Source organism: Rhodanobacter sp. A1T4, assembly GCF_014207185.1.
GTDB lineage: Bacteria > Pseudomonadota > Gammaproteobacteria > Xanthomonadales > Rhodanobacteraceae > Rhodanobacter.
In genome coordinates this window covers 125,408-140,879 of record NZ_JACHCP010000005.1, presented here as the reverse complement: position 1 = coordinate 140,879, position 15,472 = coordinate 125,408, and the positions used below count along the sequence as shown (strand labels likewise).

The following is a 15,472-nucleotide window of genomic DNA, read 5'->3' as shown; positions in this document are numbered from 1 at the left end:
TTTTCTTCGCTCGCTACGGTTTTTAGAGGTTCCCGTAAGTCAGTGATTATTGCTGCGCGGCCATACTGTCATTCAGCGGCATGGCATGCCGCAGCAGGGCGTGCTGTGCGAGCTGGATATCGGCCGAAGAAAGCTCGATCAGCGGCGTGATCTTGCCGGCGATCAGCGCCGCGATGGCCATGCCGTCGCGGTAAAGCACGCGCGAGCCCGCCAGCGCGGGTACCTTGTCACCGACCAGCACCGTGCCGACCAGATTCAGTGGATCGCAACCGCTGAGGCAGACCAGCTCGTTCGCATCCGCGCGTTTGCGCACGGCGCGTAGCGGCGCGATGGCCTCGGGCAGCGCGAACTGCTCGCCGACCAGGCCTTCGACGAAGCGACCACCACGAATCTCGCCGCGTGCCTCCAACCGCTGATACACCCGCCGCAGTTCCCGCCACGGTGGGAGCCACGGTGCCTCTCGCTCCAGCAACTTCCAGAACACCACGCCGTAGCGGCGCAGCAGGGTGCGCGCGATGTGCTCGATGGCCTCGGGGTCGCGCTCGCTGGAGGGTGACGTACTCGCGCTGCGCGCCAGCGACCACCGTCCCGCATCCTCGATGCCATTGAGCGCATGCCGGCGCATGCGCCGATGCCGATGGGCGTCGCGTTTGGCGGCAGGCAGTAGCAGGGCGCGCATGCCGGCGAAGCTGTCGGCGCTGACGCGACCGGCCGCGACCAGCTCGCCCAGGGCATCTTCCATTTCAGTGCGCAGCAGTCGCGTGGCGCTCATCAGTTCATCGAAGAACAGCGCGCCCTGCGCCTGCAGCGCGTCAGCCACGGCCTGGGCGCGTGACGACAACAGAACATCCTGTTGATCGGAACCTGATGCTATGGACGTCCAGACGGCCATACTTCGCCGTGGCAAAAGCACGATCGGCGTGCTTCGCACCGGACCGCCACCACCGCCACTACCGTTGCGCAGACGACTCCAGCCAATTCGGCCGGCGCGGCACAGATCATCCAGCCAGCTGATCGAATAGTCACCGACGCGCGCCGGCAGGATTTCCGATTCCCATGCCCCGGCGGCGGCCTCGAAGCCTTCCAGCTGGCTCAGCGTGGCGTGCAGCGCATCCGGTCCGCTGAGTCGGGTAGCGATCGATACATGCTGCCAGTCGAACAGAAAACGTATCAACTCGCGCCGGCTCACCGGTTCTATCTCGCGCCGCAGCCGACCCAGCGTATAGCGATGGATGCGTGCCAGCAGGTGTCGCTCACACCATTCGGTATCTCCGGGCTGAGCGGTGAAACGGCCCTGCATCACATAGCCTTCGGACTGTAGCCGGCTCAGCACGATGTCTATGTCGCTTATGTCGACGGCCAGCGATCTGGCGAGAACGGCTGTCGTGACCGGGCCCAGGCCGCCGAGGCGATGCCGTACCAGTTCCAGCAATGCATCGTCGCGATTCCAGACTTGCGTCGCATACCCGGCCGGTGCATCGATGGCGGGCTGCATCGGCGACGACGCATGCACCACCTGCCAGAGCGGCAGCTTCTCGGCGCAGGTCCATACCTCGTTGTCCTGGCCAAGCGTGAGTCGTGTCGCGCGATGCGACCTGCCCAGGGTTTGCAGTCGCTCATTCCAGCCGGTGTTAGCCTCGGCCTCTGACGCGGTAACGAAGCCGAGCACATTCAACGCCTCGTGCATCTCATCCGCGTCGCGCACCTGCGGCCACGCTTCGTCACGCACGGCGGCGATGGCCTCAGGGTCGAGACGACCGAGATCGTCCGCGCTGTCGGCGCCGTTCCACTGGCGCGACTGCACCGCCTGGGTGCGCCGCTCCTCCAGTGGTGCATCGTCGAGGAAGGCATACGGTGCGGCGTTGAGCACTTCGGCGGCCAGCGGGCTGGGGCCGGTGAGGTCGCGTGCCACGACGCGGATAGCGCCGCCTTCCATCGCACGCAGCACCTCCAGCCAGCCGTCGGTATCCATCGCTTCGCGCAGGCAGTCGTGCATGGTCTGGTCGACCAGCGGGTGCTTGGGCACCTCGCGCTCGCCGACGATGTTTTCCAGGCAGGCCACCTGATCGGGAAACACCGCAGCCAGCAGATCTTCGCTCTTCATCCGCTGCAATGGCGGCGGCACCTTCTTGCCGGAGACGAACCGCGGCAGTGCCAGCGCAGTGACCGCGTTCCAGCGCCAGCGCGCACCGAACAGCGGCGCATCGAGCAGGGCCTGGATCAGCACGTGCTCGGCTGTGTTGGAGTGCAGGTAGTGCGCGACCTCTTCCAGCGTGAAGCTATGACTGGTTGAGAGCGACAGCACGATCGCATCCTCGGTCGCTGCAGCTTGCAACTCGAAGTTGAACTGGCGACAGAAGCGCTTGCGCAGCGCCAGCCCCCACGCGCGATTGATGCGGCTGCCCCACGGCGTATGGATCACCAGCTGGGTACCACCGGATTCGTCGAAGAAGCGCTCCAACACCAGGGTGGTCTGCGTCGGCAGCACGCCGAGTGCGGCCTTGGCGCGGGCTAGATAGTCGACCAGCTGCTGCGCGGCGGCGGCATCCAGTTGCAGCTTATCGCGCAGCCACATTAGCGCTGCTGTCACACCTCCGGCATCGAGTTGTGTTTCAACCTCACTGCGCAAACGAGACACGCCGAACGACAGTTCCTTGCTGCGCCCCGGCGCTTCACCCAGCCAGAACGGAATGCTCGGCGGCGCGCCGTGCGCATCCTCCACGCGCAGACGGTCGCGCTCGACACGCTGGATGCGGTAGCTGGTGTTGCCTAGCTGAAAGATATCGCCGGCCATGCTCTCGACCGCGAAATCCTCGTTCACCGTGCCGACGATGATCGTCTGCGGTTCCAACACGACCTTGTAATCGGCGGTATCGGGAATGGTGCCGCCGGACATCAGCGCGGTGAGCCGTGCATTGCGCCGTGCACGCAGCTGGCCGTGTACCGCATCGCGATGCAGGTAAGCCGCACGCGGCCCCTGGCGCGTGGTGAAACCCTCGGCCAGCATCTTCACCACCGCATCGAAATCGCCGCGGGACAGTGCGCGATATGGCCATGCGCGACGCACCAGCTCGTACAGCGCATCCTCACTCCATTCCTGGCAGGCGACCTCGGCGATGATCTGCTGCGCCAACACGTCGAGCGGCTGCGGCGGCAGGATGAGCGCATCGAGCTCACCGCGCCGTACGCAGTCCAGCAGGGCAGTGCATTCGATCAGATCGTCGCGCGTGGCGGGAAACAGCCGAGCCTTCGGCGTGCCGCTGATGCTGTGGCCGGAGCGGCCTGCGCGCTGCAGAAACGCGGCGATCGAACGCGGCGAACCGAGCTGGCACACCAGATCGACGTCGCCGATATCGATGCCCAGCTCCAGTGATGCGGTAGCCACCAGCACCGACAGCTCGCCGCGCTTGAGCCGCTGCTCGGCATCCAGCCGAAGCTCCTTCGACAGGCTGCCGTGATGCGCGGCCACGTTCTCCTTGCCGAGCCGTTCGGACAGATGCCGCGCCGCCCGCTCGGCCATCCGCCGTGTGTTGACGAACACCAGTGTGGTGCGATGCGCCTGCACCAGCCCTGCGACCTGGTTGTAGACCAACTCCCAGCTGTCGTTGGACATCACCGCTTCGAGCGGCACCGGCGGCACGGTGATCGCCAGATCGCGCTGGCGGGTATGGCCGACATCAATGATGGTGCAGGAACTTTCGCCCGCTTCTCCAGGCGGCGGCGCGCAAGGCAAGGAGCCGACCAGGAAGTTGGCCACTTCTTCGATGGGTTTTTGCGTCGCCGACAAACCGATGCGCAGCAAGCGCCGCTGGCACAGCGATTCCAGTCGTTCCAGCGACAGCGCCAGATGCGAACCTCGCTTGCTGCCAGCAATGGCGTGAATCTCGTCGACGATGACCGAGCGCACGCCGGCCAGCATCGCCCGGCCGGAAGCGGAACCCAGCAGCACGTAGAGCGATTCGGGCGTGGTCACCAGGATGTGCGGCGACTGCTTGCGCAGCAACGCGCGCTCGGCCTGCGGCGTGTCGCCAGTGCGAACGGCAGTGCGAATGGCCACATCGGGCAGGCCGAGTTTTTCGAGTTCTTCGCGAATGCCCTGCAGCGGCACGTCCAGATTGATCTGGATGTCGTTCGACAACGCCTTCAGCGGCGATACGTAGAGCACGCGGGTGGCGTCGGGCAGTACGCCACCGCTGGCCACACCTTCGCAGACCAGCGCATCGATCGCGGCCAGAAACGCGGTGAGCGTCTTGCCTGAACCGGTCGGTGCGGCCACCAGCGTGTGCCTGCCCGCGCGAATCGACGGCCATGCCTGTACCTGCGCCGCCGTGGGCGCTGAAAAGGCCTGGCGAAACCAGCCCGCGACGGCGGGGTGGAAGGCGTTCAGTCCGGCAGCGTCCAGGGAGTTGGAATCCAAGCGCATCGGCGATGGTCCGTGCGGCGGCGAAAGGGTACTCACCTGATCATATATGGGGATGCTGCAAGGCCGGTCAAACGAGCATGCCTGACTGCCCGTTCATCGCCAGATCAGTGCCGGTGCAAGTGCCGAGCAGGCATGTCAATATCCGCGGGCGGCCGTCGCCTGTCAGGATTCCGGGGGAGTTCAACGACGGCTTTCATGCAAGGGATATTCATGCACGTTTTGCGAGTGATTTGGTGCCACGCTGGCGCCTCGGCTTCGATGCTGCAGCGGCTGGCACTGGTGTTATTGATCGGGCTGTGTGGCGCAACCACTGCGCATGCCGCCAGCCTCGATCCGGCGATCTTGCCGAAGATTCAGGCGGCCACGTTTGAAGTGGTGGCGGCCAAGCCGCTGAACGATCCGCTGACTTACGAAAAGCCGCTGCCGCTGGAGCTGTTGCCGTTTCAGGAACGCAACGACAAGTATTTTTCGATCGGCACTGCGTTCGCGATCGGCCATAACCGCTACGTCACCGCGGGCCATGTGCTGCAGATTGGCATCGGCAGCCTGTGGGGGCCGCCGGCGCTGCGCGATGCCGGCGGGCATGTCTATGCCATCGACAAGATCGAGAAGTATTCGCTGCAGGAAGATTTCGTGGTGTTCTCGCTGGCCGAGCAGCCGGCCAACGCCGCGGCGCTGGAGGTCAATACCAGCCCGGCGTTGAATGAGGTCGTCTACGCGGTGGGTAATGCGCTGGGTACTGGCGTGGTGATCCGCGACGGTCTGTATACATCGGATACGCCGGAGGATCAGGACGGCCGTTGGAAGTGGATGCGTTTTTCGGCAGCAGCCTCGCCCGGCAACAGCGGTGGCCCGTTGCTGGACAAGGACGGCAAGCTGATCGGCATCGTGCTGATGAAGTCGGCCAACGAAAATCTGAATTACGCGCTGCCGATCGGCCTGATCCTGAAGGCACCCGATCACTTGGCCGTGATGGATCAGCGGGTGCCCTACCAGCTCGATATTTTCGACACCACGCAGAACAGCATCTTCAAGGAACAGTTTGCGCTGCCGCTGAGCTTCGCTGACTTCAGCGCGGCTTATACCAAGCGCGTCAACGCTTATACCGATGCGCAAATCAAGCTGCTGCTGGGCAAGGAGCCTGAGAAGTTGTTTCCGCGCGGCGACGGTTCCAGCCGGTTGCTGCATGGCGTAGCACGGCAGAGCAGCTTTCCCGGGCTCATCGTTCGCAGCAGCACGGGCGACTGGGATGTATCGGGCAAATCCGGCCAGAAGATTCCGCTGTCCAGCAATGGTTACGTGACCGCTGGCGTGGCCAAAAACAACATCCTGTTCCATCTGCGCAAGCCGGATAACGTGTCGGCCAGCGAGCTTTACGGCAACCCGGCCCTGCTGATGCAGCAACTGGCCAAGGTCGGCATCTTTCAGCGCCGTGTGGGTTCGGAAAGTATCAAGATCACCTCGCTGGGCAAGCCCGCCAGCGACACCATCCACGTCGATACCTGGCAGCGCCGCTGGCAGGTGCGCATATGGACGATGCCGTACGTGAATGTGCGCGTGGTGACCTTTTCGCTGCCGGTGCCGGACGGTTACGTGACCATGTTGCGCTTCGCACCGCCAGGCCATGAATACGACAGCCTGGCCGACATGAACGTGCTCACCGATTTTATCGACGTGAGCTACGACGGCACACTGGCGCAGTGGAAGGATTACTTGAAAAACACCGCGCTGCTGCCGGCGGCACTCAAGGACATCACGCTCGACCTCGACTACGGCAAGCATTTCGGCTATCGCGGCAAGCGGCTGAGTTTTTCCTTCGCGCCCACCTTGCAGAAGATCGAGCAGGACAGCATGCTGAGGCTCGGCTTCGGCTTTTTCGAGGATCACGGCAAGGTCGTCTGGGACGTGGGCGACGTGCAGGTGCTGGCCAATGCCAACGATCCGGATCAGGTCAACGTCGAACGACACGTCGCACCTTCTGAGGATATGGACGACGACTTCAAGAGCGAGTGGAACAAGCTGGTGCACCAACGCCATCCCTATGACAGCGTCGCGCAAAGCGATAACGGCCAGATGGAGATTGTCACCACGGCGGGCGCGTCGGGTAGCTCCACACCGACGGTGCTTTACAGCGTCGGTGTCGCTGTTGACGGCACCCAACCGCAGCTGGCGATGAAGGCCAAGCTCGACCTGCTGATGCAGAACCTGCACGTCGACGATCACTGACGTTCGATCAACAATGCTGGCGTGCTGGCCACGACATCGTGGTCAGCACAATGCTTTCAGCTCACTCGTCGCAGCGGTTGCTGCACCATTGACGGCCACGTATCAGTGGGGTGCCCCAATCGGTAGCACCGTGCGCTGATGTGCCTCGTTGATGACTTCAGCCGCCGACAGATAGAACGCCAGGGCCGCGGTGATCAGGCCGCCATAGCCGCCGGCCATCTTCAAGCCTGGCATGCCGGTCCATTCGGCGGCAGCGAGCAGGAAGAAGGTGATCCACAGCGCGAGGAAAACCAGCTGCAGTGCGCGCGGGGCTTTCCATGTGGCGACCCACATGTAGAGCGTAAATATGCCCCACAGGAAGAGATACCAGCCCACGAATGCCGCCGGTACCTTGTCATGCAGAAACAGCACGAATAGCGCGAACGACCACCAGAATGCGCCATAGCTGACGAAGGCCGTGGCACCGAAGGTATTGCCGCGCGGCAGTTCCATCACACCGGCAATCATCTGTGCCGTGCCGCCGTAGGCCAGTGCGACGGCCAGCACCATGTTCATCCCATCGGCCGTGAACCAACCGGCGTTGATCATGCTGAGCAGCCATGTCGTCAGCGCGAAGCCGGCGAGACCCAGCGGCGCCGGGTTGGAGAATTTTGTCGTTATGTGTTCATTGCTCATGTTGTGGAACTCCCCTGAGTGGATCGAGTCGGTGATTCCGCCGTTAGCTGCAATCCGTGTTGCGTGTATTTCTAGCCGCACGTAAACCGGATTCAATCGTCATCATGACGCTCCGCTGCCGATCTTTCCGCGTGCATCGCGCCCCGCATTGGCTCTGCTGCCGTTCGAGCATACGCATGCGGGAGCGCGGACTCATGCTGCAATGCGGTGTTTCATGCTCGCGATTCATACCCTGCATGGCAGATGACCACGGTGATGTGACAGGCCAGTGGCAATCGGCGTACCACGCCGACAAGCTCGCGAGTACTTTTCAGTGCGTTTCGATCACACCAGAATGATTTCGTCGCAGCCGCCGTAGTCGTTTTTCCTCGCGGCCGACGCGCCAGGCTGCCCACGCCACCATCAACGCCAGCAGGTACCAGGTGATTGCATAGACAAGATGGTTGTTGGGGAATGAGATCACGGTCAGACCACCGGCCGGTTCATTATCTTTGTCGCTATCGGTGGATGGCGCCGCATCGGCATCCACGAAGTACGGTGCAACGTGCGAGAGTCCACGTGCGGTAGCAATCGCTTGGACATCGCGTGAAAACCAGCGATTGCCCGCAGGATCGTTCTTGCGTAGAAAGCCGCCGCGCGGTTCGCTGATGCGCAGCAGTCCGGTGATCGTGACGGGACTCGTTGTGCCGGACAATTGGGCGTCTTTCCACTCGGGCGGAATGAAGCCGCGGTTGATCAGCACCACACTGCCGTCCGCCATTTGCAGCGGCGTCAGCAGCCAGAAACCGCTGCCAAGGTCGGTGCTGGCCTGCACGCGTGTTTCGCGATCGTCGAGAAAATGACCGGTGAGACGCACGTGCCGATACTCGTCGCTCGCGGCGGTCACATCAGGCCATTGATCTGGTCCGGGCGGCGCGACAGCCGGCGCATGCACGCGCTGATCGATCCTGGCGATGAGGTCGAGTTTCCAGGCGCGACGATAGACCTGCCAGGTACCCAGCCCGACGAGGCTGACGAACAAGATCAGCCCGAGCAAGCTCAGGCCGATCAGCGCAACGGTACCTCGTGGTCCGCGATCAGCAGCTTTTTCGGCAGCAGTCATGAGCGGCCATGCGAGCGCCTGACGCGCTCAGGGCATGTTTTTCATCTGTTGTTCCATCATCGACGGCATCATGTTGTGGTCCAGGTGATACATCACCCAGATCGAACCGCTCAACGTGATGACGACAAGCACGATGGTGAAGATCAGCGCCAGCAGCGTCCAGCCACCCTCGGACTTCGAGTTCATGTGCAGGAAGTAGATCATGTGCACGACGATCTGCACGGCGGCAAAGGCCAGGATCACCAGCGCGGTCATGCCCGAGGTATGCAGGCCGCCACTCATGATGATCCAGAACGGGATCGCGGTGAGGATGACCGACAGTACGAAGCCGGTCATGTACCCCTTGAACGTGCTGTGGCTGGCGCCGGTATCGTGACCGTGATGGCCGTGATCGTCGGCGTGTCCGTCTTGGGGGATGAGATCGGTATGCGTGCTCATTTCAGCACTCCCATCAGATAGACAAAGGTAAACACGCCGATCCAGACCACGTCGAGGAAGTGCCAGAACATCGACAGGCACATCAGTCGACGCTTGTTTTCCGGCGTGAGGCCGAGCTTGCCGGTTTGCACCATCAGCGTGATCAGCCACACGATGCCGAAGGTGACGTGCAGTCCGTGCGTGCCGACCAGGGTAAAGAACGATGACAGGAAGGCACTGCGCTGCGGGCCATTGCCCTCATGGATCAGATGCAGGAACTCATACATCTCCAGGCTCAGGAACGCTGCGCCGAAAAGGCCGGTAATAGCGAGCCAGATCAACATCGGCCGCAGCCGGTTGCGCTGCATTTCGAGGATGCCGAAGCCGTAGGTGATCGACGACAGCAGCAGCATCGAGGTGTTGACCGCGACCAGCGGCAGTTCGAATACCTCGGCGCCGGACGGTCCACCAGCGTAGTTGCGTCCCAGCACGCCGTAGACGGCGAACAGGCAGGCGAAGATGAGGCAGTCGCTCATCAGGTACATCCAGAAACCCAGCAAGGTGCCGTTTTCTGGGTGGTGTTCGTGAGTCAGATGAAACTGCAGCGGACCCGCCGAGTTCGCGTCGCTGGTGATGACGTGTGCGTGGGTATCAGACATGGTTGGCTAACAGCGTGGTGCGGGCTGCCTCGGTACGGGCGACTTCGTCGGCCGGAATGTGGAAGTCGCGCTTGTAGTTGAAGGTATGGCCGATCGCGACCGCCAGCAGAGCGACGAACGACACGACCACCAGCAGCCACATGTTCCAGATCATGGCAAAGCCGAAGATCGTGCTGAGCCCGCCGAGCATGATGCCGGCACCGGTATTCTTGGGCATGTGGATCGGGATGAAGCCTTCTTCCGGCCGCTTGTAGTGGGCTTGCTTCATCTGCCACCAGGTGTCGACATCGTGCACCAACGGGGTAAAGGCAAAGTTGTAGGACGGCGGTGGCGACGAGGTCGACCACTCCAGCGTGCGGGCATCCCACGGATCGCCGGTGACATCGCGCAGTGCTGCACGGTGACGGAAGCTCACGTAGAACTGGATCAGCATCGAGATGATGCCCAGCAGGACCAGGAACGCGCCAAAGGCGGCAATCTCGAACCAGATCTGCAGCGACGAATCGTCGAAGTGGCTCATGCGACGCGTGACGCCCATCAGACCCAGCACGTACAGCGGCATGAAGGCGAAATAGAAGCCGACGGTCCAGAACCAGAACGAGCACTTGCCCCAGAACTCATCCAGCTTGAAGCCGAAGGCCTTCGGGAACCAGTAGTTGATGCCGGCAAACAGGCCGAACAGCACGCCGCCGATGATCACGTTATGGAAGTGCGCCACCAGAAACAGGCTGTTGTGCAGCACGAAATCCGCCGGGGGCACCGCCAACAGCACGCCGGTCATGCCGCCGATGGTGAAGGTGACCATGAACCCCATCGTCCACAGCATCGGTACCGAGAACGTGATGCGCCCGCGGTACATGGTGAACAGCCAGTTGAAGATCTTCGCACCCGTGGGTATCGAGATGATCATCGTGGTGATGCCGAAGAACGAGTTGACGCTCGCGCCCGAACCCATCGTGAAAAAGTGATGCAGCCAGACGAGGTAAGCCAGCACTGTGATCACGATGGTCGCGTAGACCATCGAGGTGTAGCCGAACAGGCGCTTGCGACTGAAGGTGGCGGTGACCTCGGAGAAAATGCCGAACGCGGGCAGGATCAGGATATACACCTCGGGATGGCCCCAGATCCAGATCAGATTCACGTACATCATCGCGTTGCCACCGAGTGCGGTGGTGAAGAAGTTCGTCCCCACGTAACGGTCGAGCGAGAGCAGCGCCAGCACCGCGGTCAGCACCGGGAACGCGGCGACGATCAGCACGTTGGTACACAGTGCCGTCCAGACGAACATCGGCATCTTCATCAGGCTCATGCCGGGCGCGCGCATCTTGATGATGGTGACCAGCAGGTTGATGCCCGATAGCAGCGTTCCGATACCGGCTATCTGCAGCGACCAGATGTAGTAGTCGACTCCCACGTCGGGGCTTTGCGCGATGCCCGACAAGGGCGGATACGCGAGCCAGCCGGTGCGCGCGAATTCTCCGACGAACAGCGACATCATCACCAGCACGGTGCCGGCCGCGGTCATCCAGAAACTGAAGTTGTTGAGAAACGGAAACGCCACGTCGCGCGCGCCGATCTGTAGCGGAATCACGAAGTTCATGATGCCGGTGATCAACGGCATCGCCACAAAGAAAATCATGATCACGCCATGCGCGGTAAACACCTGGTCGTAGTGTTCCGGCGGCAGAAAGCCGTTGTTGGCACCGAACGACATGGCTTGCTGCGCGCGCATCATGATGGCGTCGGAGAAGCCGCGCAGCAGCATCACCAAACCCAGGATGATGTACATGATGCCGATTTTCTTGTGGTCGATACTGGTGAACCAGTCGTGCCACAAATAGCCCCACAGGCGGTTGTAGGTGATGACGGCGACCAGCGCCAGACCGCCCAGCATGACCACAATCATGGTGCCCAGCACGATCGGAACGTGCAGAGGCAGCGCCTCCCAGGTGAGTCGGCCGAAAATCAGTTTTACGAGATCAAGATGGTCAAACATCGTGTGCACCGGAACATGAAACTTCAAAAAGCGGGGCGCTGAATGGCGAAGCGCGCCACAGGCAGGCAGGGTCGCTGGGCGGCATCACGGCGTGTGACCTGACGGCGCGGCGGCGGGGGCGCTTTTCGATTCGCTGGCGGCCGGCATTGGCATCGACATCGACATGGCGTCATGGGCCACGGCAGCATCGGCGTGCGCGGCATCGCCGGATCGCATCATGGCGTGCATGTCCGGAGCCTTAGTTCTGGCGTCGCTGGCGAAGCCCATCATCGAGTCGGCGCATTTCTGCGCCGCAGCCACGCAGTTGTTGAGGATGGCGTCGTACAGGCCGGGCGCGACGCTGGCGTAAAAGTGGATCGGCTCGCGCTCGCTGGGTTGTTCCAGGTGTTGATAGGTATCCACACTCAAGGTTTCGCTGCTCTTGCGAGCCTGCTGCACCCACGTGTCAAAATCCTGATCGCTCATGCCGTGAAACTTGAAGCGCATGCCGGAGAAGCCGTCGCCGCTGAAGTTGGCCGAGAAGCCTTCGTACTCGCCAGCCTTGTTGATGACGGCGTTGAGCTTGGTTTCCATGCCGGGCATCGCGTAGATCTGCCCCGCCAGCGATGGGATGAAGAATGAATTCATCACGTTGGTGGCGGTGATCCTGAACTCGATGGGCCGGTCGACCGGTGCGGCCAGCTCATTGACGGTGGCGATGCCCTGCTCGGGATAAAAGAACAGCCACTTCCAGTCCAGCGCGACCACCTCGACAACCAGCGGCCGGGTGCCGGCGGCCACCGGGCGACCCTTAGACAGCTGGTCAAGCGGGCGATACGGGTCAAGCTTGTGCGTGCTGACCCAGGTCAATGCCCCCAGGGCGATGATGATCAGCAGCGGTGCCGCCCAGATCATTAGCTCGAGCATGGTCGAGTGGTGCCACTCGGGATCGTACGAGGCTTGCGTGTTGCGGGCGCGATAGCGCCAGGCAAAAAACAGCGTCAGCGCAATCACCGGAATGACGATCAACAGCATCAGTCCCAGGGAAACGATGATCAGATCGCGCTGCTGCAGCGCGACATCGCCTTCGGGATGCAGCAATACGGCATTGCAGCCTGCCAACAATGCCAGGGCAGGGAGCAACAGCAGTCCACGGAGGGTCTTTTTGAGAGGCATTGCGTGAGGGTAGAACTGTCTGGGGATAGTCAAAAAGGTACACTGGTTGCTGCAATGCAGGAATAGGACACTTTGTCCTATGGCGGCGTCAGGCCACGGATGCGATCCTTCGCAATGAGCGCATTATATCGCTGACGCAACATACGTCCCGAATTGAGCACGCCGATGTCGAGCATTACCCAAGAACAGCATGATCCGTCCCCGCACATCGCGGATTATGACGGCGGTCACGTCCCCGCCGGCCACTCGAAAGTCGCCCCCGGCGAGATCGCTGTAGGCGTCGTCATTGGCCGCGCCTCCGAGAATTTCGACTTTTTCGTTTACGGCATTGCGTCGGTGCTGGTCTTTCCCTCGGTGTTTTTCCCGTTTGAGAGCCGCCTCGATGGCACGCTGATGTCGTTCGGGATCTTTGCGCTGGCCTTCATTGCACGCCCGTTCGGCACCACGCTGTTCATGGAGATACAGCGTCGTATGGGGCGCGGCTTCAAGCTGACACTGGCGCTGTTTCTGCTTGGCACGGCCACGGTGGGCATGGCGTTCCTGCCCAGCTATGGCGTCCTGGGCGGGGGAGCCATCGTGCTGCTGGCGTTTTTCCGAATGCTGCAGGGTTTCGCCCTCGGCGGCTCATGGGATGGTCTGCCTTCGCTGCTGGCACTCAATGCGCCGGCGGGCAAGCGCGGCTGGTACTCCATGCTCGGCCAGCTCGGCGCACCGATCGGGTTTCTGATCGCCAGCGCGCTGTTCCTGTTCCTGCACGCCAATCTTTCGAATGATGACTTCATGGACTGGGGCTGGCGTTATCCGTTCTTCGTCGCGTTTGCGATCAACGTGGTCGCGCTGTTCGCGCGCCTGCGGCTGGTGTTGACCGAGGAATACACGCAGCTGCTGGAAGAGGGCAATCTGGAGCCGATCGGTATCACTGAAATGTTCCGCGCCCAGGGCTACAACCTCTTTATCGGCGCCTTCGCGGCACTCGCCAGCTACGCGTTGTTCCATTTGGTGACGGTGTTTCCGCTGTCATGGATTTCGCTGCATTCGACCCAGTCGATCGACAGCGTGTTGATCGTGCAGATCGTCGGTGCTGTCGTGGGCGTTCTCGGCACCATTGCATCCGGCGTCATCGCCGACCGTTTCGGCCGGCGCAATACGCTGGGTACGTTGGCGGTACTGATCGGCATCTTTGCCTTGTTCACGCCGTGGCTGCTCGATGGTGGCCCGGCCGCGCAAGATGCGTTCATCCTGATCGGCTTTGCGCTGCTGGGCATTTCATACGGCCAGGCCTCGGGTACGGTGACGGCCAACTTCCTCTCTCGCTTCCGCTATACCGGTGCGGCACTCACCTCCGACTTCGCCTGGTTGATCGGCGCAGCATTTGCGCCGTTCGTGGCGCTGGCGCTGTCGGTCAAATTCGGACTGGCCGCCGTGAGCATTTACCTGCTGTCCGGCGCTGCATGCACGTTGCTAGCCCTGAAGATCAATCGGGCGCTGGAATCCCGCGACTGATCGGTACCAGCATCACGCCGGTCCAAACCTCAAAGGGTTTCGGCTGGCGCACAAGCGCTGCAGCGTTTACGTTCAGGCGAACGGCTTGTCGATCGACACCGAGCGATCGGTGAACCATTCGGCACCTGTCGGAGTCACGAAGAAATGGTCTTCGATACGGACCCCGAATTCACCCGGGATAACGATGGTCGGCTCGTTGGAAAAACACATGCCCGGCTGCATCTCGGTCCGGTCGCCGCGGACCAGATACGGTGCTTCATGCACGGACAGTCCAATGCCGTGTCCCGTGCGATGGGGCGCACCAGGCAATTGATAATCGGGACCCAAGCCTCCGCGCTGCAGCACACGTCGCACGGCATCATCGGCCTGTTCGCAGAGCGCGCCAGGTCTTGCAGCATCGAAGGCGGCCTGTTGGGCTTCCTGTTCCAGATTCCAGATAAAGCGTTGCTTGGTCGTCGGTTCGCCAAACACGTAGCTGCGAGTGATGTCGGAGTGGTAACCCTGCACCGCGCAACCGGTATCGATCAGCACCATGTCCCCTTCGGCAAGAATGTCGTCCTGCGGGAGGCCGTGCGGAAATGATGTCGATCGCCCAAAAAGAACGATGCAAAACGTACTTCCCTCGCTGCCAATGGCGCGATGTGCGTCATTGATAAAGCGACGCACCGTACTGGCCGCGATACCGGGCTGCAGAATTGCCGCCGCCTGTCGCTGCACGTCGAGTGTCATCTGCTTTGCCTGCCGAAGAAGCGCCAGTTCATTTCGGGATTTGCTCATGCGGCAGCCATCGATAACGGCCGCCGCGCTGCAGATCGCCAGTGATGACGAAGCGGCCTTTCGCAATGCTTCCGTCATGGCATACGGTAGCGAAGGATCGAGTGCCAGCAGTTTGATGCCCGCGTCATCGAGAAAACTCGCTGCGAGGGCATAAGGGCTTTCATGCTCCTGCCAGAGGCGAACGTCTGCATCGATTTCCAAAACCGCATTCAGCGATCCGGCTTCGAAAGCTGGGCAGATCAGCACGGGATCACCCTCGCGCGGCAAGACCATCGCCAGCAGGCGCTCGATCATGCCCCAGCCAACGCCGGTGAAGTACTGCAAGCTGGGTCCGGCGCCGATCAGAAGCGCATCGATACCGGTCGCAGCCATCAATGCACGGGCGTGTTCGATACGTATGAGTCGTTCTTCGCGGCTTATGGGTGCGGCCACCGACTGCCAGGGTTGAATACGGCTCAATGCGTCATGGATGACGGATGGATCGGATGTGCAAGCCATCTGGAAAATCCCCGTGGTTCATTGCGAGGCCCGCTTGCTGC

General features: G+C 61.8%; 10 protein-coding genes. 2 read left to right on the top strand and 8 right to left on the bottom strand.

The window, feature by feature from the left end:
* Positions 1-46: 46 nt before the first annotated feature.
* Entirely contained in the window at positions 47-4,423 is a 4,377-nt protein-coding gene (locus tag HDE80_RS11565) for a DEAD/DEAH box helicase (RefSeq protein WP_184670990.1), read from the bottom strand.
* Between the two features lie 210 nt (positions 4,424-4,633).
* Between HDE80_RS11565 and HDE80_RS11560 the strand changes: the two genes are divergently transcribed.
* On the top strand, positions 4,634-6,649 hold the full coding sequence (locus tag HDE80_RS11560) for a serine protease (RefSeq protein WP_255483715.1): 2,016 nt from the start codon (positions 4,634-4,636) through the stop codon (positions 6,647-6,649).
* 102 nt (positions 6,650-6,751) lie between these two features.
* Here HDE80_RS11560 and HDE80_RS11555 read toward each other — a convergent pair whose 3' ends face one another.
* The 6 genes from HDE80_RS11555 to cyoA form a co-directional block, all read right to left on the bottom strand.
* Positions 6,752-7,324: an acetate uptake transporter gene (locus HDE80_RS11555; protein WP_184670988.1), complete on the bottom strand. Its 573-nt coding sequence runs from the start codon at positions 7,322-7,324 to the stop codon at positions 6,752-6,754.
* Between the two features lie 310 nt (positions 7,325-7,634).
* Entirely contained in the window at positions 7,635-8,426 is a 792-nt protein-coding gene (locus HDE80_RS11550; RefSeq protein ID WP_184670986.1) for an SURF1 family protein, read from the bottom strand.
* A gap of 27 nt (positions 8,427-8,453) precedes the next feature.
* Complete coding sequence (gene cyoD / locus HDE80_RS11545) at positions 8,454-8,864, bottom strand: cytochrome o ubiquinol oxidase subunit IV (RefSeq protein WP_184670984.1); 411 nt, start codon at positions 8,862-8,864, stop codon at positions 8,454-8,456.
* Positions 8,861-9,502 (bottom strand): cytochrome o ubiquinol oxidase subunit III, encoded by a 642-nt coding sequence (gene cyoC / locus HDE80_RS11540; RefSeq protein WP_184670982.1) that lies wholly within the window; start codon positions 9,500-9,502, stop codon positions 8,861-8,863. The genes cyoD and cyoC overlap by 4 nt, the downstream gene beginning before the upstream one ends.
* A complete protein-coding gene (cyoB, locus tag HDE80_RS11535) occupies positions 9,495-11,498 on the bottom strand; it encodes a cytochrome o ubiquinol oxidase subunit I (protein WP_184670980.1) in 2,004 nt (667 codons plus the stop codon). Before cyoB ends, cyoC begins: the two co-directional genes overlap by 8 nt.
* Before the next feature lie 84 nt (positions 11,499-11,582).
* Positions 11,583-12,620, bottom strand: a complete 1,038-nt coding sequence (gene cyoA / locus HDE80_RS11530; RefSeq protein ID WP_255483714.1) for a ubiquinol oxidase subunit II — start codon at positions 12,618-12,620, stop codon at positions 11,583-11,585.
* Between the two features lie 198 nt (positions 12,621-12,818).
* On the opposite strand from cyoA, the gene HDE80_RS11525 reads away from it, so the two are divergent.
* Positions 12,819-14,156 (top strand): MFS transporter, encoded by a 1,338-nt coding sequence (locus HDE80_RS11525; RefSeq protein ID WP_184670976.1) that lies wholly within the window; start codon positions 12,819-12,821, stop codon positions 14,154-14,156.
* Positions 14,157-14,228: 72 nt separating this feature from the next.
* Here HDE80_RS11525 and HDE80_RS11520 read toward each other — a convergent pair whose 3' ends face one another.
* On the bottom strand, positions 14,229-15,431 hold the full coding sequence (locus HDE80_RS11520; protein ID WP_184670974.1) for a Xaa-Pro peptidase family protein: 1,203 nt from the start codon (positions 15,429-15,431) through the stop codon (positions 14,229-14,231).
* Between the last annotated feature and the right edge of the window lie 41 nt (positions 15,432-15,472).